18 protein-coding genes and 1 pseudogene are annotated in these 20126 nt (G+C 71.3%); 10 read left to right on the top strand and 9 right to left on the bottom strand.

What is annotated here, in order from left to right; translation table 11 throughout:
• Window positions 1-191 precede the first annotated feature (191 nt).
• The 3 genes from ACGFYY_RS31030 to ACGFYY_RS31020 all read left to right on the top strand — a co-directional run bounded on the left by ACGFYY_RS31030 (window position 192) and on the right by ACGFYY_RS31020 (window position 3222).
• Window positions 192-740 (top strand): DM13 domain-containing protein, encoded by a 549-nt coding sequence (locus ACGFYY_RS31030; protein WP_393714479.1) that lies wholly within the window; start codon window positions 192-194, stop codon window positions 738-740.
• Between the two features lie 242 nt (window positions 741-982).
• Window positions 983-2128, top strand: a complete 1146-nt coding sequence (locus ACGFYY_RS31025) for a nitrous oxide reductase family maturation protein NosD (protein ID WP_393714582.1) — start codon at window positions 983-985, stop codon at window positions 2126-2128.
• A gap of 35 nt (window positions 2129-2163) precedes the next feature.
• On the top strand, window positions 2164-3222 hold the full coding sequence (locus ACGFYY_RS31020; protein ID WP_393714477.1) for a methyltransferase: 1059 nt from the start codon (window positions 2164-2166) through the stop codon (window positions 3220-3222).
• A gap of 82 nt (window positions 3223-3304) precedes the next feature.
• Here ACGFYY_RS31020 and ACGFYY_RS31015 read toward each other — a convergent pair whose 3' ends face one another.
• The gene (locus tag ACGFYY_RS31015) at window positions 3305-3556 is read right to left on the bottom strand and encodes an acyl carrier protein (protein ID WP_314251526.1); all 252 of its coding nucleotides are present in this window, start codon (window positions 3554-3556) and stop codon (window positions 3305-3307) included.
• A gap of 13 nt (window positions 3557-3569) precedes the next feature.
• Window positions 3570-4751 (bottom strand): SchA/CurD-like domain-containing protein, encoded by a 1182-nt coding sequence (locus ACGFYY_RS31010; protein ID WP_393714475.1) that lies wholly within the window; start codon window positions 4749-4751, stop codon window positions 3570-3572.
• 101 nt (window positions 4752-4852) lie between these two features.
• On the opposite strand from ACGFYY_RS31010, the gene ACGFYY_RS31005 reads away from it, so the two are divergent.
• Window positions 4853-6586 (top strand): FAD-dependent oxidoreductase, encoded by a 1734-nt coding sequence (locus ACGFYY_RS31005; RefSeq protein WP_393714473.1) that lies wholly within the window; start codon window positions 4853-4855, stop codon window positions 6584-6586.
• 118 nt (window positions 6587-6704) lie between these two features.
• Here ACGFYY_RS31005 and ACGFYY_RS31000 read toward each other — a convergent pair whose 3' ends face one another.
• From ACGFYY_RS31000 to ACGFYY_RS30980, 5 genes are all read right to left on the bottom strand, one after another.
• The gene (locus ACGFYY_RS31000; RefSeq protein WP_393714471.1) at window positions 6705-7247 is read right to left on the bottom strand and encodes a hypothetical protein; all 543 of its coding nucleotides are present in this window, start codon (window positions 7245-7247) and stop codon (window positions 6705-6707) included.
• Complete coding sequence (locus ACGFYY_RS30995) at window positions 7244-7771, bottom strand: hypothetical protein (protein WP_393714469.1); 528 nt, start codon at window positions 7769-7771, stop codon at window positions 7244-7246. Before ACGFYY_RS30995 ends, ACGFYY_RS31000 begins: the two co-directional genes overlap by 4 nt.
• A 184-nt stretch (window positions 7772-7955) precedes the next feature.
• The gene (locus ACGFYY_RS30990; RefSeq protein ID WP_393714467.1) at window positions 7956-8567 is read right to left on the bottom strand and encodes a TetR/AcrR family transcriptional regulator; all 612 of its coding nucleotides are present in this window, start codon (window positions 8565-8567) and stop codon (window positions 7956-7958) included.
• 159 nt (window positions 8568-8726) lie between these two features.
• The gene (locus ACGFYY_RS30985; RefSeq protein ID WP_393714465.1) at window positions 8727-10796 is read right to left on the bottom strand and encodes a discoidin domain-containing protein; all 2070 of its coding nucleotides are present in this window, start codon (window positions 10794-10796) and stop codon (window positions 8727-8729) included.
• Window positions 10797-11121: 325 nt separating this feature from the next.
• Entirely contained in the window at window positions 11122-12318 is a 1197-nt protein-coding gene (locus tag ACGFYY_RS30980; protein WP_393714463.1) for a serine hydrolase domain-containing protein, read from the bottom strand.
• A 286-nt stretch (window positions 12319-12604) separates the two neighbouring features.
• Between ACGFYY_RS30980 and ACGFYY_RS30975 the strand changes: the two genes are divergently transcribed.
• Window positions 12605-13441 carry a helix-turn-helix transcriptional regulator gene (locus ACGFYY_RS30975; protein WP_393714461.1) on the top strand — a complete coding sequence of 279 codons (837 nt, stop codon included), beginning with the start codon at window positions 12605-12607 and terminating at the stop codon, window positions 13439-13441.
• Between the two features lie 58 nt (window positions 13442-13499).
• Here the strand turns inward: ACGFYY_RS30975 and ACGFYY_RS30970 are convergent, their stop codons facing one another.
• Complete coding sequence (locus ACGFYY_RS30970) at window positions 13500-15041, bottom strand: monooxygenase (RefSeq protein ID WP_393714459.1); 1542 nt, start codon at window positions 15039-15041, stop codon at window positions 13500-13502.
• Window positions 15042-15102: 61 nt separating this feature from the next.
• Here ACGFYY_RS30970 and ACGFYY_RS30965 point away from each other — a divergent pair, with 61 nt between their 5' ends.
• Both ACGFYY_RS30965 and ACGFYY_RS30960 read left to right on the top strand, forming a co-directional pair.
• Complete coding sequence (locus tag ACGFYY_RS30965; protein WP_393714457.1) at window positions 15103-15777, top strand: TetR/AcrR family transcriptional regulator; 675 nt, start codon at window positions 15103-15105, stop codon at window positions 15775-15777.
• A 62-nt stretch (window positions 15778-15839) separates the two neighbouring features.
• The gene (locus ACGFYY_RS30960; protein ID WP_365280089.1) at window positions 15840-16196 is read left to right on the top strand and encodes a zinc ribbon domain-containing protein YjdM; all 357 of its coding nucleotides are present in this window, start codon (window positions 15840-15842) and stop codon (window positions 16194-16196) included.
• 171 nt (window positions 16197-16367) lie between these two features.
• Here the strand turns inward: ACGFYY_RS30960 and ACGFYY_RS30955 are convergent, their stop codons facing one another.
• Complete coding sequence (locus tag ACGFYY_RS30955) at window positions 16368-17342, bottom strand: ScbA/BarX family gamma-butyrolactone biosynthesis protein (RefSeq protein ID WP_393714455.1); 975 nt, start codon at window positions 17340-17342, stop codon at window positions 16368-16370.
• Between the two features lie 101 nt (window positions 17343-17443).
• On the opposite strand from ACGFYY_RS30955, the gene ACGFYY_RS30950 reads away from it, so the two are divergent.
• The 3 genes and pseudogenes from ACGFYY_RS30950 to manB all read left to right on the top strand — a co-directional run.
• Window positions 17444-18175: a ScbR family autoregulator-binding transcription factor gene (locus tag ACGFYY_RS30950; RefSeq protein ID WP_393714453.1), complete on the top strand. Its 732-nt coding sequence runs from the start codon at window positions 17444-17446 to the stop codon at window positions 18173-18175.
• Complete coding sequence (locus ACGFYY_RS30945) at window positions 18172-19152, top strand: NAD-dependent epimerase/dehydratase family protein (RefSeq protein WP_393714451.1); 981 nt, start codon at window positions 18172-18174, stop codon at window positions 19150-19152. Before ACGFYY_RS30950 ends, ACGFYY_RS30945 begins: the two co-directional genes overlap by 4 nt.
• Window positions 19153-19258: 106 nt before the next feature.
• A pseudogene (gene manB, locus ACGFYY_RS30940) lies at window positions 19259-20126 on the top strand (phosphomannomutase/phosphoglucomutase); the annotation flags it as partial.

Genomic DNA, 20126 nt, shown 5'->3' with positions numbered 1-20126 from the left:
TCGACGGGTTGCCCGTCGCCCATCGCGGCCGAACCCGGGAAACCTGCTGCCACCAGCACGAACGCGGAGCGGCGGGCAACGGTCGGGCGGGTCGACGTAAGACTTTCGTCATGGGCGCGGGCCTGGCGTACGGCGGCCCGGCCGCGTTGAATCCGTAGGGACAGGCGCAGGACGAGGAAGAGGGAACGGCAGTGACACGGACAGGGCGGCGCGGGCGGCTGTGGGGCGGAGCGTCGATCGCGGCGGCGGTGGTACTGGCGGTGGCCCTGTACTGGCTGCAGCCGTGGAAGTTGTGGCAGGACGAGACCGTCCGGGAGGAGCTCCCGGCCGCCGCCGCGCCGTCGGCCCCGGGCGCCTCCGCGGACGTACCCGGCGCTCCGGCGACCCCGGTGACCGTGGCCCGCGGGACGCTGATCAGCCACGAGCACAGCACCACCGGCACGGTGGAACTCATCCGACTGCCCGACGGGTCCCACACCCTGCGGCTGGCGGACCTCGACACCAGCAACGGCCCGGACCTGCGGGTGTGGCTGACCGACGCCCCGGTGAAGGAGGGCGTGGCGGGCTGGCGCGTCTTCGACGACGGCAAGCACACGAGTCTCGGCAAGCTCAAGGGCAACAAGGGGGACCAGAACTACCCGGTCCCCGCCGACGTGAACCTCGCCGACTTCAGCAGCGTGACCATCTGGTGCGACCGCTTCGACGTCTCCTTCGGCGCGGCGAGTCTCGCCGCCGTGTGACGCGCCGCCGGGGGTCCGTCCGGGCCGGGCGACACGCCGTGAGGCCGTAGCTGATCCGGCGTCACCCCGTTCGGCCGTCGCCCGGAGTACGACTATCCACTCCTCCGGACGTCAAAATGCGGCCGTTTGCCCACGGGGTGTGTCCATCCGCTCGCGCAGTGTGGCGAGCGGTCGTAATCGCCCATAACTTCGGCATCGTGACGAACCGACAAATCAAGTCCCTCACGTGCATCGCAGTCGTCATGGCCGCAGGACTCGGCGTGCTCGCGCCGTCCTCGGCCGCGGCCGGACGCAGAGTGCACCCCGGCGACTCGATCCAGGACGCGGTGGACTACGCCAGGCCGGGCGACACCATCACCGTGATGCCCGGCACCTACTACGAGAACGTGCTGATCACCAAGCGGCTCACCCTGCGCGGGTTCGGTGCCCGGACGGTGATCAAGCCGCCGGTCACGGCCGTCACGCCGGTCGCGCCGGTCACGCCGCCGGCCTCCGGGGCGGCGGCCCCGGCGGCACCCGGAGCGGCCCAGGCGCCGGCCGCCAAGCCGGCCGCGAACCCGGCCGCGAAGCCCGCCACGTCCGGGACCTCCGACCGGGCGCTCGCCTGTTCGCAGGCCGACACCGGCATCTGCGTCATGGGCACGGCGGAGCAGCCCGTCGTCGACGTGGACATCCACTCGCTGACCGTCTCGGGCTTCAAGCGCAACGGCATCTGGGCGTCCTACACCGACCGGCTGAGCGTCCAGCGGGTGATCTCCGAGAGGAACGGCACCTGGGGCATCGCCCAGGAACGGTCCACGCGCGGGCTCTTCCGCGACAACACCGCCCGCGACAACGCCGAGTCGGGCCTCTTCATCGCCAACACGGTCGACCGCGAGGGCGGCGCCACCGACACCCTCGGCGCCGTGGTCCGCCGCAACACGCTGACCGGCAACCGGATCGGCGTCACCGTCAGGCGCGTCCGCAACCTCTCCGTCTACGGCAACAACCTCACCGGCAACTGCGGCGGCATCTTCGTCGTCGGCGACGAGGGCGAGCCCGGGGCCGGGGACATGACGATCCGCAACAACCGGATCCACGAGAACAACAAGTTCTGCAAGGGCAACAGCCGCCTCCCCGACATCCAGGGCGTCGGCATCGTCCTCACCGGGGCGGAGGAGACGGTCATCCGTTCCAACGACATCCGCGGCAACGTCGGAGCCTCCCCGCTGTCGGGCGGAATCCTGCTGTTCAAGAGCTTCGTGGGCGCGACGAACACCGACAACGTCATCCGGGACAACGTGGTGCGGGACAACAAGCCGGCGGACCTGGCCAACCAGGGGACCGGAACGGGCAACCAGTTCGTCAACAACCGCTGCGCATCCTCCGTGCCGGCCGGGATGTGCTGACGCGTGACCCCCCTGACCAGCAGAATCGAGGCCTCATGACCACGGTAAGTCCCACCTCCACCCCGATCCCGTCCCCGCAGCACACCCCCCAGCCGGCCATGCGCATGCGGGAGCTCGTCTTCGGCGCCGCCTGCGCCGCCGCCGTACGGGCCGCGGCCCGCCTGGGAGTGGCCGACGCCCTCGGGGAGTCGCCCGCCACCGCGGCCGAACTCGCGACCGCGGTGAACGCCGAGCCCCTGCCCCTGCAGCGGCTGCTCCGCGCCCTGTCCTGCTACGGGATCTTCGCGGAGACGGAGGACGGGAAGTTCGTCCACACCGAGATGTCGCACCTGCTGCGCGAGGAGGACCCGCACAGCCTGCGCTACATCGCCCTGTGGTGCACGGAGCCCTGGACCTGGCAGGCCTGGCCGCGGCTCGACGACGCCGTCCGCTCCGGCGGCAGCGTCTTCCAGGAGCTGTACGGCAAGGGGTTCTTCGACTACCTGCACCAGGACGCGCACGAGTCGGCCCACGTCTTCAACCGGGCCATGACCACCTCCAGCATGCAGTCGGCGCTGGACGTCGCGGAGCTCCTCGACCTCACCGGGATCTCGGTCGTCGCGGACATCGGCGGCGGCCAGGGGCACGTACTGGCGAGCCTGCTGGAGAAGCACCCGACGGTACGGGGCGTCCTGCTCGACCTGCCCGGCGTGGCGGCGAAGGCGGACCCGCGACTGCGGGAGGACGGGCCGCTCGCCGCGCGGGCCGACATCGTCCCCGGGGACTGCCGCGAGGCCATCCCGGTCGACGCCGACATGTACATCATCAAGAACATCCTGGAGTGGGACGACGACAGCACGCGCAGGACCCTGCGCAACGTCGTCGAGGCGGCCCGCCCCGGTTCCCGGGTCGTCATCATCGAGAACCTGGTCGACGACACCCCGTCGATGAAGTTCACCACGGCCATGGACCTGTTGCTGCTGCTCAACGTCGGCGGCGCGAAGCACACCAAGGCCAGCCTCTGCACCCGCATGGAGGACGCCGGACTGGTGATCGGCGAGATCCGGCCGGTCAACGCGTACCTGCACGCGTTCGAGTGCACCGTGCCCGGCTGATGCCGGCCGGCATACGACCGCACGCCTCGAGACCGGCACGGAGCCGGTCTCGAGGGCGTCGTCGCCCTTCCGGGCGCCGCCGTCAGGCCGCCAGGGCGTTGTTGACGAGGTCGAGGAACTCGCGCGGGGACTTGCACCGGTCCGCATCGGCCGGCAGCGGCTTGCTGTGCCGGTTCTCCAGCTCACCGACGATGCCGAGGAGTCCCAGGGAGTCCAGGCCCCACTCGTCGAAGCCCGAGTCGGGGCGGCTCGCCATGGCCGCGGGGTCGACGGTGACGCCGGCCCCCTTCTTCATGAGGGCGGCCAGTTCTTCCATGGTCAGTCGAGCGGTCATGACGGACAACTCCTCAGGCTTGGACCGGCGAACGCCGGTCGGTGATCAGGCGCATTTCAGAGCGCGCGAGGAAGCGGGAGATCTCCTGGTCGGTGGTGGGGACGCCGTCCTTGGCGCTGTCGAGCAGCCGGGCGAGCACGGCCGCCTTGTGGCCGCCCTCGACGCCGAGGGCCAGTGCGGGGCGCGCGTCGAGCGGGCCGCGCAGGTCGAGGAGGCGCACGACGATGTCGTCGCGCTGGAAGACGGTGCTGCCCTCGATGGGGCTCGTCGGATCGTCCACGGCCGCCTCGTCCTGCCCGGCGAGCAGCCGGGCGAGCGCCATGCCGCATCCGTCCTTCGCGGGGTAGAAGAGGGCGTGCCGGCCGAGGTCCGCGCTCTCACGGCCGCCGGCCGCCACATGGTGCACCGCGGGGAGCGCCGCACGGGTGAAGAACATCCGCGCCGATCCGGGATCGCTGAGGTCCCGGTCCTGTTCCAGGTACGGGTTGATCGCCTCCTCCAACGCCCGTACCTCGGGCTGCTGGGCCACGTGGCGCAGGGCCGCCAGCAGGTCGCCCTCCACCTCGACCGCCCGCACGACGCGGTTGCCGTGCATGAACAGCGAGGTGCGGCGTAGCCGGGTGCTCTCGTCGACCTGGGCCTGCGGGGAGGTGTAGCCGGCCAGGAGCTCCGCCACCACCGGCTCGCTGCCGGGTTTCACGGTGAAGGTGAGCGCGTGCCGGACCACTCCGTCACCGCGCCGAGGAGCGACCTGGAGGTTGCCCCGGGCCCGGTCCGCGGCGTCCGGTGAGGCGACGGCGGAGGGAGCGGTGGAGGGCGGGCCGGTGCGGGAGGGGGAACCGGGGCCGGGCCCCTTGCCGATCTCCCGCAGCACGCTGAAACGCAGCGAGCGGGTGTCCCGTACGCAGCCGTGCAGCGGCTGCACCGACGCGACGTGTTCCTCGCTGTTGATCCAGGCCAAGAACCGCGGTGCGCTCTCCCATTCGCTGGTGATGAGCCACTGGGACGGGTTCTCGATCGACTGGCACAACTCGTCACTGATGTGTCCGGGGACGGAGGACACCTGCTTCTGGAGATGTTCGTACACCTCGAGGAACTGATTCTGCGCACCGTCGTACAGATCCAGCAGCAGCACGACCCGAAGCCGCGAGCCGTCGAAGGCGGACTGGGATATCCGTTCCGACAAGGTTGTCATCTTCACACTCCTTCGAGACCACACGGTCGCCACGGGGCGGCGTCACCCGAACCGATCGTCGTTCCGTAATCCGTGCGGCGCGAGAGGAGAGAACCAAGCGGGTGAACGAGCGAGGGAAGCGGCCTCGTACAGGGCATGGAAGAGCCATGAAGGAAAACGTCGACCACCACGTCCCGGTCCTCATCGTGGGCGGCTCGCTGGTGGGTCTGTGCACCTCGCTCTTCCTCGGCCGGCATGGCATTCCGCACATGGTGGTCGAGAAGCACGCGGGTACCTCGATGCACCCACGCGGACGCGGTATCAACGTACGGACGATGGAACTGTTCCGGGTCGCCCGTGTCGAGGACCGGATCCGTGAGGCCGCCTCGGTCCTGGCGGACAACCACGGCATCCTGCAGGGCGGCTCGCTGACCGGTGACGACCAGGAGTGGCTCTTCGAGGAAATCGACCCGGGTGGCGCGCTCGCGCGCTTCAGTCCGGCGGCATGGTGTCTGTGCAGCCAGAACGACATCGAGCCGGTCCTGATGTCCGTGACCCCGACCCTGGGGGCCGACCTGCGGTTCTCCACCGAACTCCTCTCCTTCGACCAGGACCCGGGCGGGGTCACCGCGATCGTGAAGAACCGGGAGACCGGGGAGCACAGCACGGTGCGCGCGGACTACCTCGTCGCCGCCGACGGGCCGCGCAGTCCCGTGCGGGAGGCGCTCCGGATCGGCCAGAGCGGCTCCGGGGACCTGTTCCACAACGTGAGCATCACCTTCCGGTCCCGGATGCTGTCCCACGTGGTCGGCGACCGGCGTTTCATCGTGTGCTACCTGACGAAGCCCGACGCCGACGGGGCCCTGCTGCCGGTCGACAACGGCGAGCGGTGGGTCTTCCACGCGCCCTGGCACCCGGACCGGGGCGAGACGCTGGAGGACTTCACCGACGAGCGCTGCGTCGAGCACATCCGCCGGGCCGTCGGTGCCCCCGACCTGGACGTCGAGGTCACCGGGAAGGCCCCGTGGCACGCCGCCGAGCGGGTTGCCGAGCGGTACGCGGTCGGCCGCGTCTTCCTGGCCGGCGACTCCGCGCACGAGATGTCGCCCACCGGCGCGTTCGGCTCGAACACCGGCATCCAGGACGCCCACAACATCGCCTGGAAGCTCGCCGCCGTGCTGGACGGTTCGGCCGGGCCGGGACTGCTGAAGACCTACGAGGCCGAGCGGTTGCCGGTGGCCAGGGCGACGAGCGAGCGCGCCTCGGCGCGTTCGGCGGAGCACAGCCACCCGGGCTACGAGCCCGAGCCCGAGCCCGCGTCCGCCGCCGGATCCGTGCCCGCGGCCCTGCCGGACGGCGCGCCGGGCGCCGGCGGACGGCAGGGCGGGGTGCTCTCCGTGGCCATGGGCTACCGCTACAACCGGGGCGCGGTGCTCGGAGCCGACCCGGACCGGCCGGTCGTGCCCGACCGGATGCGGCTCTGCGGTGATCCGGGCAGCCGCGCACCGCACATGTGGCTCTGTGCTCCGGGAGATCCGGAGCCCAAGTCCACCGTGGACCTCTACGAGCGCTGCTTCGTCCTGCTGTGCTCGGAGGAGACGCCGTGGTGGGCCGCGGGGCGATCCGTCTCCGAGGAGCTCGGCCTGGCTCTGGACGTGTACGCGATCGGCACCGGGCCCGAGGCCGACCTGATCCCGGCGAACGGCGGCGACTGGGCCGAGGTGCACGGCACGACCCCCGAGGGTGCGATCCTCGTCCGCCCGGACGGGTTCGTGGCCTGGCGCTCGGCGCAGGCGGTGGCCGATCCGGCGGCCGTCCTCCACGAGGTCCTGACCACGCTGCTGGACCGGTCCTGATCCGACCGCTCCCGCCCGCGTTCCCGTTCCCGGTCTCGCTCCCGTGGACATCGAGGGCGCCGTCCGATGGAGTGATCCACGGACGGCGCCTTCCCCGTGGCGATGACGTCGGACCCGGTCAGCGCGGCGTTTTCGAGCCGAGGCCCCCGGGTGTACGCGGAACCCAGTCGGGCGCCGAGGAGGCCTGCTTCGGGTCGGGCTCGCGCATGGTCACGCGCCAGCCGTCCTCCCCGGCCATTCCGGTGAGGTGGACCGTGAACGACTTGGTCTGGCCCGTGTCGTGGAAGTACACGACGACGAGCTGCCGCACGGACCCCTCGTCGTAGAACTCCGCGGTCACCTTCCCCTTGGCCCCCTCGTGGAAGGACCGGATCCAGTTCCGGGCGGTCCGCTCGACGTCCCCTCGCGCCTCGTCGGGATCGGCGGCGAGCCCTTCCACCTCCTCGGCCTTGCCGTCGGCGAGCCGCCAGACCAGCTGCTGGGTGATCCGGAGGGACTCGGAGGTGGGGTATCCGACCACGCCGAGCGGTTCGTGGTTCGCGTAGTCGGTCGCGTACAGCAGGTCCTCCTCGTCGGCGCCGCACGCGGTGAGACCGCCGCATGCCAGCACGGACACCAGGGCGACGCGGACGAGGAAGGCGGTCCTCGGGCGGGCGCTCATCGCGGAACCCTCGAATCGAGCTCGCCCGGTGTCTTCGGGATCCAGGGCTCCACGGCGGTGGCTTCGGCGGGGTCCGCCTCGGCCATGCGCACCCGCCAGGCCTCCTTGCGGTCCACCATCACGGCCCGGACGTAGAGTTCTTTGATCTGGCCGGTGTTGTGCAGGTAGAGCACGACGGTCTGCCGGTACGAGCCCTCGTCGTAGAACTCCGCGGTGACGTGCCCGCCGGCGCCCTTGCGGAACGCGGTGACCCAGTTCTGGGCGGTCTTCTCCGGGATGTCCTCGCCCTGCTTGTCCGAGACCAGCGATGCCAGCTCGTCGACGTCACCGTCGGCGATCCGCCACACCACTTCCTGGGTGATCCCCAACGATCCCGTGGTGGGATATCCGACGACGGAGAGCGGCTGGTGCCTGGCGTAGTCGCCCTCGTAGTTGCCTTCGGCGTCGATCTCCGCCGAGCAGGCGGTCAGCGCGGCGAGTGCCAGGGCGCAGGCGAGTGCGGCGCGCGGGACCGGTCCAGCCATACTTCCTCGGTCTTCCGGTGGTCATCGAGCGATCTCGATGGAGTGAGCTGCAACGTACTGCCCTGACCGGACAGTTCGATCCGGTAAACGGACAAGAGGGACACAACTTGCGTCGCAGTGATGCAATTCACTCAATGGCTGGATTTCGACCCTGTATGTCGCGCCACGCCATGCGGAAGAGCCCTTAGCCCCGGGGTCCCTGGTCGTCGCCGACGAGGCCCGCGACATGGTCGGTGATCATGTCGAGGATGTCCGCCGCGATCTTGTCGTCGCCGAGGACGAGGTGGTTCAGCGTCAGCCCGTCGGTCATGGCGGCCAGATAGCGGGCCAACACGGCCACGGGCACGCGGAGTTCGAAGGCCATGTGGGGCCGGAGCTGCTCGATCAGTTCGGTGTAGGTGTCGCAGTACCGTTCGTACTGCCGCCGTGCCAGGTGCTCGAAGTCCGGTCGGCGCAAGGCGTACTGGGTGAGTTCGTAGGTGAGCATGTGTTCGCCCGGGTGGGCGGACACGTGCTCCCAGTACGCCTGGAAGCCCGCCCGGACGGTCTCCCGGAGGGTCGCCTTCGGCCGGATCGCCCGCTTCACCAGGGTGACGCTGTGGTCGGTGATCGCCGCGATGACGGATTCGAGCAGGGCCTGCTTCGAGTCGAAGCAGTAGTGGAAGACGCTCAGGGACACCCCCGCCTCGGCGGCGATCGACCTGGTCGTCGTCGCGGCGACGCCGTCCCGGGTCATCGCGCGGATGGCGGCCTCGGTCAGCTGCCGGCGCCGCTCGGCCGAGGGCATCCGTGCCATGGGCGTTCCTTTCGGTTTCGTGCCGCGGTGCGTGGTGCGTGGTGCGTGGTGCGTCGTACGGGGTGCGATGGGGGCCGGGGGGGGGGGGGGGGGGGGGCGGCGCCCGCGCCCCCCCCCCCCCCCCCCCCCCCCCGGCCCCTGGAGTCCCGCTCGGCGGGATCAGCTGCTGTAGACGCCGACCTCGTGGAGCGAGTACCCCCACTTCGTCGCGCGTTGGAGTCCCTGGACGCGGATGTAGCGGGCCGACACCCCGGAGAAGCGCGCGGTGTCCAGGCCGCCGTCACTCGCGGTCGTGGACCAGACGGTCTGCCAGTTCGTGTCGTCCGTGGAGACCTCGATGCGGTACGCCTTCCCGTACGCGGCCTCCCAGTCGAGGGTGACGCGTCCCACCCGGTTCGCGGAGCCGAGGTCGATGCGCAGCCACTGGTTGTCGTTCCACTCGCTCGCCCAGCGGGAGCCCGAGTCCCCGTCCACGGCCCGGCCCGGGGAGTAGTTCACGAACGGGTTCCACCACTCCGCGCTGGACGCCGAGGCCGGGGATCCCGTGGCCATGTTCACCCCGGACCTGTGCTTCTCGGAGTTCCCCCAGGTGGTCAGGTAGGACTCGGCGCCCTTGAACAGGTCGTCCACCACACCCTGGCCGCCGACGAGGCGGATGTCCTCGATCCAGTCGGGGACCAGACCGTAGTGCGAGGCGCCGTCGGTGTTGAGGTCCCACGTGCGCGAACCGGTGGTCTGCTTGTCGATGACGGAGCCGCCGTCGGTGCTGCGGAACGGGTAGCGCACCGGGTTGGGGGTGTCGGCCCCGCGCGGTCCGGGCCAGCCGCCGACACCGTTCATGTCGGTGCCGAATCCGTAGCCGACCTTGTACTTGTCGCGCAGCGCGTCCGTCCGCTTCGCCTCGGCGCTGAATCCCTCGGCGCCGCTCATGTACGAGGCGATGAAGCCGCCGAGCTTGTAGACCCGCTCGGTCCAGTCCATGTCCATCCAGCTGTGCGAGGAGATCACCCCCGGGTAGGACTCGGACTCCATGATGTCGAAGGACCGGCCCGCGGCCTTCACGCTCATGTGGTCGACCTCGAGCATCATCTTGCGCTTCATCATGCCGCGCACCGCGTACTCGCCCAGTTCGGTGAGTCCTCGGGTGTTGCACTGGGCGTCGGCGGCGTACGAGGGAACCGCCACACCGGCGGGCAGCTTGCTCTGCACCGCCGGCGCGGCCGCCGCCAGTCCGATCGGGTTGTCGTGCTGCGGGCCGGTGCACTTCTCCGTCTTCCAGAAGGTCCCGGTCGACAGGAACTGGCCCACGTTGATGGCCGTGCCGAGGGCGCCCTCGTCGAAGCGGACCCCGCACAGGGCGTTGTCGAACTTGTGGCACAGGAACATGCTGCGCACCCCGAGGCGGTACAGCTCGTCCAGGCCGCGGTCGATGTCCTGCTTGCTGCACTGCGCGATGTCGAGGATCTGCTTGCAGCCGAACGGCTCGGAGGTCTCGACCCCGAGGACCACGGCCAGCTTGCCCTGCTGGACGACGTCGCGGGCCTGCGCGGAGTCGGTGACGATCCGGAACCAGCCCTTGCCCGGGCCGCCGTACATCTTGTCGATGTAGGCCTGCATGTCGTAGGTCTTCTGGGCTTCGAGCCGGATGGCGGTCATCTCGTCGCAGCCGCGGTCCTTGAAGAAGTAGACCGAGCAGATGACGCCGTTGGTGACGAGGTCGTTCACGAGCACGCGCTGACCGCCGCGCCAGGCCCGCTCGACCCAGGCGTAGTAGTTCTGCTGGTGGGTCAGCGAGTCGTGGGCGGGCCAGTCCTTGAAGGTCGGCCAGCCGTTCGGGTCGTGCTTGCCGTCACCGCCCTTGGTGATGAAGTCGAAGATCGCGAGAGTGCCGTCGGGGTAGTGCTCGGGGCAGTCCTTGAGCGCGTCGGCCACCCCCGCCTCGGAGAACGGCTTGCCGCAGATGAGCCGGCCGCCGAATCCCTCGTTGGACATCAGGTGGTCGTGCGCGTCGACGAAGCCCCGGACCCGCCCCTGGGCGTCGGTGCCCTTGAAGGGCTCGCCCGTGACGTTGATGTCGGAGTCGGGTGCGGGTCGCGCGACCGGGTTCCACCAGCCGGGATCGGCGGCGGAAGCGGGTACGGGGCCGAGCACCATGGCCACCACGGCGAGGAGCAACGACAGGACCGCCAGGGGCCTACGCCTGTGGTGCGTGTGTCGAGGAAGGGTCATCACTCACGTCTCAAGGTCAGCCGGATGGCGCGGTCGAGGAGCCGGATCCGTTCGGAGGCACGACGGCCACGCGCGTGACTTGTCATGGACCTCACAAATGGTGGGTCGAGAATCGCGACTGCCGTCGACCAAGTCAATAGTCCGGGACAAGCGACCTGATGATTCATCAGATCCGACGATCCTTCACAAGGTCCACCCACCCCGTGCGGGGGGCGCGGCCGCGGCGATGCGGATACGGCGACGGGGCAGCCCGGCCCGGCGGCGTACGAGGAGCGGTACGCGAGCCGGGCCGGTCTGCCCCGTCGGGGACGAAGGCGCCGCGGTGTCAGCGCGAGTTGTGCTCCGGCAGGTCCATCTCGGCCGGGGCGAATCCGAATCCGCGCGTGGTGGTCTTCGGGGCCGGCTTGCCGCAGAACGCCGCTTCGAGGGTGCCGCCGAGGGCCGTGTTCGCGTCCCCCTTGTTCGAGGTGTTCGCCATCGCGGAGAGGGAGCGGCGCCCGTCGCGGGTGGAGAAGGCGTAGGTGTAGAAGCCCTGCACGGTGCCCGTGTGCCCGTAGACCGAGGTGCCGCACGACAGGTCGTAGCGGCGGAGGCCGAGTCCGTAGAACCGGGTGTTCGTGGTGTCGGTCGGCGTCACGGTGAGCATGGCGTCCAGCATCCGGGCGGGCAGCAGGCGACCGCCGAGGAGCGCGGAGGTGAAGGTGTTCAGGTCGGCGGGGTCGGAGATCACCGCTCCGGCCGACTGGGCCCATGACACCGTCTGCTCGGTGGAGTCGACCAGCGGCGCGCCGGCCTCGTCGGGGTGGAGGTAGCCGCGGGTGTGCAGCCCCTTGATCTGGGTGTCGGGGTGCACGTAGGAGGTGTTGCGCAGCTTCAGCGGCTTGATGACGCGCCGCTCGTACTCCTTGGCCACGCCGTTGCCGGTGACCTTCTCGATGAGCATGCCGACGACCACGAAATTGGTGTTCGAGTACTTGTAGGCGACGCCGGGCTCGGTCGTCCGCGGTGCGCGGAGCGAGAGGTCCACCAGCTCCTGGTGGCCGAACACCTTGTTGCGCACGGCCTCGAAGCCCGGCACGGTGTGCTCGAACATCGCGTCCGTGTAGTCCGCCAGCCCGCTGCGGTGGGTCAGCAGATGCCGCACCGTGATCCGGTCGTCGGGCAGCAGACCGGGCAGGTACCGGTTGACGGCGGTGTCCAGATCGATCCGGCCCTCGTCCACCAACTGCAACAGGACGACCGAGGTGAACGTCTTGCTGACGCTCCCGATCCGGAAGCGGGCCTGCGGGTCCATCGCCGAGCCCGTGGTCCTGTCGCGTACCCCCACCGTCCGGACGCTGACCCCGCCGGGTCCGCTGAAGCGCGCCAACGCGCCCGGCGCGCCGGCGGCGGTCGTGTTGCGCAACGCCTGGGTCAGCGCTTCGAGATCGGGGGTGGTCGGGGCGGCGTGGGCGGTGGTCGCCGGAGCCACGGCGGCCGTCACCGCGAGCAGCGCCGCGGTGAGGGCCAGACGTCGGTTCATGGACAGGGGCACGATGCTCCTCCGGTGGGGGCGTACGGGGCGGGCGACACGAGCCTACGCAAGATCATCGGGCCGATCGGCCGCCGGTACGAGCGGGAACGCGCCGTTGACGAAGGGCAGTTCCGCCACATGGGCGAGCCACTTAGGGCCTGTCTTTCGGATCAGGCCGGATCAGGGAGGCACCGCGAGCCCGGCATGATCCGAAGGGTAGGCCCTGGTGGCGCGCCGCCTGCCTGGGGGCGCCGCACCCAGGCAGGCGCGCGCGGTCCCGCTCTAGTCTGAAGCCGTGACCAGCAGCGATCTCGGAGATTTCCTGCGCGCCCGGCGCGCACGCCTGCGGCCGGACGACGTCGGACTCGTCTCCTACGGGCGCCGCCGCGTGGCAGGGCTGCGCCGCGAGGAGGTCGCGGTCCTGGCCGGGATGAACAGCGACTACTACGCCCGACTGGAACAGGGGCGCGAACGCGGCCCGTCCGCGCAGATCCTCGACGCGATCGGCGACGCCCTGCGCCTGGACGAGGCGGCACGGGAGCACCTCTTCCGGCTCGCGGGCACCGCCCCGGACGGTGACCGGCGCGGTGCCCGGCGGCCACGGGAGTCGGTCGGTGCCTCGCTGCGCCGACTGCTGGACGGGTATACGGGCACCCCGGCCTTCGTCCTGAATCCCGCCACCGACCTGCTGGCGTCCAACGCCCTGGCCGACGCGCTGTTCTCCCCGTTCGCGCGGCGGGACAACCTCGCGCGCATGACCTTCCTCGACCCGGCGGCCCGGTCGTTCTTCGTCCGCCGGGACCGTGCGGCCGAGGCGGTGGTGGCCGCCCTGCGCCACGCGACCGGCCTCGACCCGCATCACCCGCGCTTGAGCGGCCTGACACGGGAACTCTGCGGGTCGAGCGCGGAGTTCGCGGAGCTCTGGGCCGCGCACTCCGTTCGCGGCAAGACCTGGGACACCAAGGAACTGGACCACCCCGACATCGGGCGGCTGTCGCTCGCCTTCGAGTCGTTCGCCGTGCTCGGGGCGCCGGGCCAGCAACTGGTGATCTACCACGCCGAACCGGGAAGCCCGAGCGCCCGGGGCCTCGCCCTGCTCGGCAGCCTGCACGCGACCCGCCGGACGCCTTGACCGCGCCGGACGCCCTGACCGCCCGGCGGACGCGCTGACCGCCCGGCGGCCCGGCCGCTCAGGCGGGGGTGGCCCGCGCCGTCCAGGCCGTGAGCGCGCTCTCGCGCCCGGTGCGGCGCAGGTCGGCGTCGGCGCTCCGGGTGGCCCAGGCGACGTGCCCGTCGGGGCGGACCAGGACCTCGCGGACCCCGTCGAGCTCCGGGTGTCGCTCGGCCGCCCGAGCGGTGACGGCGCTGATCCGCGGCCCCCGTCCGGTGGCGGGGGCGTCGTACGCCGGCGGGTGCGGGTCCCGCCCGGGTGTGAGGCGGAGCAGGACGAAGCCGCCCCGGCGCAGGAGCTCGTACACCCGCGTCCCGTCCGAACCGGCCGGCTCGGTCACACTCAGGCCGATGTCGGGCATCCGGCGCCCGACCAGTGGATCGGCGTCGGGGCAGGCCGCCGGGTAGGCGGTGCCGAGCGCCGAGACCTGCTCGGCGAGGCGGCGGTTGACCTCGGGCATCGCCAGCAGTTCCTCGAAGAGCCCGCGCAGCGCGGCGGCGGGCCGCCGGTACCCGGCCACCAGCGGCAGTTCCGCCAGCAGCGTCTGCACCTCGGTGTTCTCGGTGACGGCCCGGCCGACGGGGTGGCGCTCGGCGTGATAGGTGTCGAGGAGTCCGGGCGGGGCCCAGCCGCGCACCTCCGCCGCCAGTTTCCAGCCGAGGTTCATGGCGTCCTGGAGACCGGTGTTGAGACCTTGGCCCGCGGCCGGGAAGTGGATGTGGGCGGCGTCGCCGGCGAGCAGGACGCGGCCGGAGCGGTAGGTGGCGGCCAGCCGGGTGGCGTTGCCGAAGCGCGAGAGCCGGCGGGGCCGGTCGACCCCGAAGTCGGATCCGCAGATCCGCACGAGCCCCGTGCGGAACTCCTCCAGGGTCACCGGCACCCGGGCCGGCGTCCGCATCCGCTCCGGATCGATGTACACGAAGCGGGTCAGTCCGCCTTCCAGCGGGACGGCGAGCACGCCCGCGTCCCGCGCGGTGGCGAGGGCCGCGGCGTCGGCCTCGACGGTGGCGAAGTCCCCGAGCACCCCGGTCAAGGTCTCGTCGGTGCCGGGGAAGTCGATTCCGGCCGCCTGCCGGACGAAGCTGCGCCCACCGTCGCATCCCACCAGGTACCCGGCACGCACGAGCCGCGATCCCTCGGCCGGCCCGCGCACCTGCGCCTCGACCCCGTCCTCGTGCTGCCGCAGGCCGGTGAGCGTGTGCCCACGATGTATCCGGACCCCCAACTCGTGGGCACGTTCGGCCAGCAGGGCCTCGGTGCGCGCCTGGGCCAGGAACAGCGTGTGCGGATGGCGGCTGTCGAGGGCGGCGAAGTCCAGCGGGGTGTCGAGGGCGGCGAAATGCCAGCCCGGCAGGGTCCGGCCGAGAGCGAGGAAGCGGGGCGCGAGCCCGCGCAGGTCCATCAGTTCCAGGCTGCGCGGATGCAGGGTCAGCGCCCGGGAGTCCTGCTGGGGCTCGGTGCGCCGCTCGACGACGTGGGTCCGTACGCCCGCCAGTGCCAGCTCGCAGGCGAGCAGCAGCCCGGTCGGTCCCGCCCCCACGACGATCACATCGGTATCCATCGATGCCTCCCGTATTTAGTGAACGGTGTTCACGTGAACGATGTTCACTATAGTGAGATCCATGAGCACTCCGTCAACCCCGGCCCGGGGCCGCCCGGCCCGCCTCGACCGCGACCGGACGGTCGACACGGCCCTGGATCTCCTGGACGAGGTCGGCCTCGACGCGCTGACGATGCGCCGGCTGGCCGACGCGATGGACGTCCAGGCCGGCGCGCTGTACCGGTACTTCGCCACCAAGGACGACCTGCTGACCGCGATGGCGGAACGGATGCTGGCCGGCCTCGCGGCGACCGGGACCGACGGCGACCGGGACGGCGACTGGAGCGAGCGGCTGGCCACCCTCGCCCGCGCCATGCGGACGGCGTTGCTCGCCCGCCGCGACGGCGCGCGCGTCTACGCGGGCACGCACGCGACCGGCCCCCACACCCTCGGTTTCGCCGAGGAGGTCGTCGGGGTGCTGCGCGCGGCGGGCTTCGGCGAGGAGGACGCGGCGCGCTCGCTGATGGCGGTGGCCCACTTCACCATCGGCCACACGCTGGAGGAGCAGGCCGCGCTGCGGGCGTCGGGAGGCGGCGGGTCGGCGGATCCCGAGCGCCTGCGCCTGGCGGCCGAGCCCGAGCGGTATCCGCAGCTCGCCGCCGTGCTGCCCACCCTCACGAGCGGTGACTTCGCGGAGCACTTCGACTTCGGGCTGTCCCTGCTCCTGCGGGGGCTCCGAGGCCTTGGGCGCGCGTAGGGTCGGGCCGGCTCGTCTCGTCCGCCGACCTGCGGCGATGGGCCCTGAAATATACTGCCGGGGTGACTGAGACACCCCTGCCTCCCTGCCCCGCATGCGCGGGCGCGTACGCCTACGAGATGGGTGCGCTCCTGGTCTGCCCCGAGTGCGGCCACGAGTGGCCCCTCGCCTCCGGCGAGTCCGGCGGTGCCGCCGAGGAGCGGGTGATCAAGGACTCGGTCGGCAATGTGCTGGCCGACGGCGACACCGTGACGGTGGTCAAGGGCCTGAAGGTCAAGGGCAGCGCGTCGGGCATCAAGGCGGGCACGAAGGTGCGCAACATCCGCCTGGTGGACGGCGTCGACGGGCACGACATCGATTGCAGGATCGAGGGGTTCGGCGCGATGCAGCTGAAGTCCGGCGTGGTCAGGAAGGTCTGACCGGCGGCGTCGGCCGCGAGCGGAGGAAGGCGCCTGTCGGGCACGGACCCGATCAGGCGCCTTCGTCGTTCTTCCGCGGGGGTGGAGTCGATGCGGCGGACGGTCCGTGAGCCGGCGCGCTCACGAACCGACGGGAACGCCGGCGGCCCTTCCCCGGCGGGGGCGGGCGGGTCAGCCCGCGGTGTGCAGGCGGAGGGGGGCGGAGGCCACGGTGGCGACGGTCGCCGTGGCGGCGAAGACGACCTCGCCGTTCTGGTGGGCGACGACGCTCACGGGATGACGGTCCGGCGCGGTGGTCGCCTTCCCGGTGTCGGGGAGCGTCTCGATCCAGCAGGCCGAGGTCAACTCCGCGTAGCGGGAGAAGCGGATCTCCATGTCGGTCAGGACTCCCCGCCGGGGGAAGGCGGACCGGTAGGCGGTCTGGCGCACGGCTTCCAGGAGCAACATGCCCGGAGCGTGGTCGACGGGGTGGTCGAAGAGGATCGGATGGTTGACGTCGGCTCGGAGCTGGGCGCGCCGCGTGGAGCTGGTGGGGGAGAGGACCACGTCGTGGAAGCGGTCGCGGCCCACGCGGCGGGGGGTCAGCGGGGGCGGCAGCGGGATGGTGCGGGCGGCTATCTCGTCGAGGTTCGCGTTCCGGCCGCGCAGACGCTGGTAGACGGCCTCGGGCTGGTTGGTGAATCCGGCCTCGGCGGTGCCGAGGAGGGCGCCGTCGCGGGTCGCGGTCACGTGCATGGTGAGACCCGCGAGTCTGCGGCCGCGGCGTGAGATGGCGGAGCAGCGGATGTGCAGGGAGATGTCGGCCGGGGTCGCACCGACGGCGAGGGCGTCGGGGTCGGTCGCGTAGCTGAACGTGTCCCAGATCTGGCGGTGACCGAAGGGGACGTCGTACGCGACGTGGCTGAGGAGCGGGATGGCCTGGCGGACCGATTCGGCGAGGAGCAGGGGATCGTGGTGCCCCTCGTCCGGTGTGTAGAAGCTGTGGGTGCGCGGCCATTGGGCGGTGACGACGTACTCGTCGGGCGCGACGGTGCGCCATCCGGTCAGCAGGACTTCCGAGTGCGCGCTCTTGTGTACGTACTCCCGAGGTAAGGCGCTGCTGAGCGCGGCGATGGGCGAGGCGGAGCGATCAGTGGACATAGTCATGGTTGAGCCCCCCTGGACGTCGGACATGAGCTGGTGCTTGTTCGGCGCGGGTCCTAAAATAAAGGATGTTCGTTTTTTTTGTCGAGATTAGTTAGGTGCTCATGTCAGAACGAAAGCAGCAACGCGCCCCTCAACTAAGGGCAGTTCAGACCAAAGCGGCCATCCTCCGCGCCGCGGCCGAGGTCTTCGACGAGTTCGGCTTCAGTGGGGCCAGCATCAGCAAGATCATGAAGCGGGCGGACGTCACCCAGGGCGGGATGTACTTCCACTTCAGTTCGAAGGAGGAGCTCGCCTACGCCGTCATGGTCGGCCAGGGCGACGGCCTGGAGTTCCCCGCCGGGGAGGACGGCCTGCAGCACCTGGTGGACATCACGCTCTACCTCGCCGAGCAGCTCCGGCACAATCCGGTGCTTCGCGCCGGCGTCCGACTGGCCGTGGAGCAGGGTGAGTTCGGTCTCCGTGACGACGTGGCCTACCAGGCCTGGGTGCTGGAGTTCCGCCAGCAGCTGCGCTTCGCCCGGGCCAAGGGCGAACTCCAGCCGGACGTCGACGACCACGAACTGGCCTGGGTGCTGGTCAGCTCCTTCACCGGGGCGCAGCTCTTCTCCCAGGCGTCGACCGGTCGGGTCGACCTGCCGCAGCGGATCGCCTCCCTGTGGCGCTACCTGCTGCCCGCGGTGGCCGCCGACGGCATCCGCGGCGGACTGCGCCTGACGCTGCCGCCGAGCGAGCCCACGCCCGAGCCGGCGGCGGACCCGAAGGCGGAGCCGGAGCCGACGCCGGAGCCGACGCCGAAGCGGAGGTCCAGGTCGGTCCCGGAGAAGCGGGCTTGAGCCCCCGTCGCGTGGTCGTCACCGGCGCGACGGGCTTCGTGGGGTCGGCGGTACTGCGCCGGCTGGCCGCACGGAGCCAGGAGGACCACGGGGTCATGGTGCGTGCGGTGTCCCGTACGCGAGCCGCCGCGGGCTCATCCCCCTCGGACCCGTCCGGAGTGCATCGGGTGGCTGCGGATCTGGCCGACGGACGGTCCCTGCGCGGGGTGTGCGACGGTGCGGACGTCCTGCTGTCCCTGGCCTCCTACGTCGGACCGGACGCGGAGCGGTGCACCGCGATCAACGCCGACGGAACAGCGGCCCTGATGACCGAGGCCCGGCGGGCCGGAGTGGGGCGGATCATCCACCTGTCCACCTGCGCGGTGTACGGACCGGGTCCCCATCGGGGGCAGGACGTGGACGAGTTGACGACCGCCCCGGTCTCGGCGGCCAGCGGCAGCCGGCTGGTGGGGGAGGGGGCGGTGCTCGAAGCGGGGGGACTGGTCCTGCGCGCGGGGCTCGTGCTGGGAAGGGGCGACCGGTGGGCCGTACCGGCTCTCGTCGACGCCTTCCGGCGCGTACCCGCGGGGTGGGACGGAGGGGCGGGACTCGCCTCCTTCGTCGACGTCGACGACCTGGCACGGCTCGTCGTGGCGCTCGCGTTCACGGGTCGCGCCGAGGCCGACGCACCGGGTGTCCTGCACGCGCACCACCCGGAGCCGGTGCGCAACCGGGACCTGATGGCCGCCCTCGCCGAGCACCGGGTGCTGCCGGCGCGGCCCGAAGCCGACTGGTCGTGGCGCGGATGCCTGGACGCCCTGGCGGCGACCCCCGGATGGGTGAGCGAGCGTCAGTTCACCCTGCTGGCCGGTGACCACTGGTACCGCGCCGACGCGGCATGGGAACGCGCCGGGATCGCACCGGGGCCCGGCCCGCTGAGCCGGCTCGGGCCGGCGGCGCGCTGGTACCGGAAGAGAGGCGGGGTGGCCCCGGGCTGACGGCTATCTGCCAAAGCCTCCGTGGGATGGGGCGTGGACGGGCTGTGTCGAGCCGGGCGGCGGGTAGCGTCCGAAGCACAGCCGGTCACCCCCTGAAGGAGTGGAAATGCCCGACCTTTCGAACATCGTCAAGGCGTACGACGTGCGTGGTGTCGTGCCGGACGACTGGGACGAGTCCCTGGCCGAGCTGTTCGGTGCCGCGTTCGTGGAGGTCGTGGGCGCGTCGGCGATCGTGATCGGTCATGACATGCGGCCCTCGTCGCCGGGTCTGTCGGCGGCTTTCGCGCGGGGCGCGGCGGCGCGTGGGGTGGACGTGACGTTGATCGGTCTGTGCTCGACGGATCAGCTCTACTACGCGTCGGGTTCGTTGGACCTGCCGGGTGCGATGTTCACGGCCTCGCACAACCCGGCCAAGTACAACGGGATCAAGCTGTGCCGCGCCGGTGCCGCCCCGGTGGGCCAGGACACCGGCCTCTCGCAGATCCGCGAGCTGGTCGAGCAGTGGTCGGACACGGACGCCCCGGCGATCCCGGCCGGCACCGTCCCCGGCACCGTCACCGAGCAGGACTCCCTCCCCGGCTACGCCGCCCACCTGCGCGGCCTGGTCGACCTGACCGCCATCCGGCCGCTCAAGGTCGTCGTGGACGCGGGCAACGGCATGGGCGGCCACACCGTCCCGACGGTCTTCGAGGGCCTGCCCCTGAGCCTCGTCCCGATGTACTTCGAGCTGGACGGGACGTTCCCGAACCACGAGGCCAACCCGCTCGACCCGAAGAACATCGTGGACCTGCAGGCCCGCGTCCGGGCCGAGGGCGCCGACCTCGGCATCGCCTTCGACGGCGACGCCGACCGCTGCTTCATCGTCGACGAGCGGGGTGCGGGCGTGTCCCCGTCGGCAATCACCGCCCTCGTCGCGGCGCGCGAGCTGGCGCGCAACGGCGGGTCGGGCACCGTGATCCACAACCTGATCACCT

The organism is Streptomyces sp. NPDC048331 (assembly GCF_043201215.1).
Taxonomy (GTDB): Bacteria; Actinomycetota; Actinomycetes; order Streptomycetales; family Streptomycetaceae; genus Streptomyces.
The sequence above is the reverse complement of the archived record's forward strand: the minus strand, read 5'-3'. Positions and strand labels throughout refer to the sequence as shown.

Bases quoted from the DNA above. Each gene is read 5' to 3' on its own strand.
- ACGFYY_RS31025 (WP_393714582.1), top strand. From the start codon at position 983: ATGGCCGCAGGACTCGGCGTGCTCGCGCCGTCCTCGGCCGCGGCCGGA.
- ACGFYY_RS31020 (WP_393714477.1), top strand. From the start codon at position 2,164: ATGACCACGGTAAGTCCCACCTCCACCCCGATCCCGTCCCCGCAGCAC.
- ACGFYY_RS31015 (WP_314251526.1), bottom strand. From the start codon at position 3,556: ATGACCGCTCGACTGACCATGGAAGAACTGGCCGCCCTCATGAAGAAG.
- ACGFYY_RS31010 (WP_393714475.1), bottom strand. From the start codon at position 4,751: ATGACAACCTTGTCGGAACGGATATCCCAGTCCGCCTTCGACGGCTCG.
- ACGFYY_RS31000 (WP_393714471.1), bottom strand. From the start codon at position 7,247: ATGAGCGCCCGCCCGAGGACCGCCTTCCTCGTCCGCGTCGCCCTGGTG.
- ACGFYY_RS30995 (WP_393714469.1), bottom strand. From the start codon at position 7,771: ATGGCTGGACCGGTCCCGCGCGCCGCACTCGCCTGCGCCCTGGCACTC.
- ACGFYY_RS30990 (WP_393714467.1), bottom strand. From the start codon at position 8,567: ATGGCACGGATGCCCTCGGCCGAGCGGCGCCGGCAGCTGACCGAGGCC.
- ACGFYY_RS30985 (WP_393714465.1), bottom strand. From the start codon at position 10,796: ATGACCCTTCCTCGACACACGCACCACAGGCGTAGGCCCCTGGCGGTC.
- ACGFYY_RS30980 (WP_393714463.1), bottom strand. From the start codon at position 12,318: ATGAACCGACGTCTGGCCCTCACCGCGGCGCTGCTCGCGGTGACGGCC.
- ACGFYY_RS30970 (WP_393714459.1), bottom strand. From the start codon at position 15,041: ATGGATACCGATGTGATCGTCGTGGGGGCGGGACCGACCGGGCTGCTG.
- ACGFYY_RS30965 (WP_393714457.1), top strand. From the start codon at position 15,103: ATGAGCACTCCGTCAACCCCGGCCCGGGGCCGCCCGGCCCGCCTCGAC.
- ACGFYY_RS30955 (WP_393714455.1), bottom strand. From the start codon at position 17,342: ATGACTATGTCCACTGATCGCTCCGCCTCGCCCATCGCCGCGCTCAGC.
- ACGFYY_RS30950 (WP_393714453.1), top strand. From the start codon at position 17,444: ATGTCAGAACGAAAGCAGCAACGCGCCCCTCAACTAAGGGCAGTTCAG.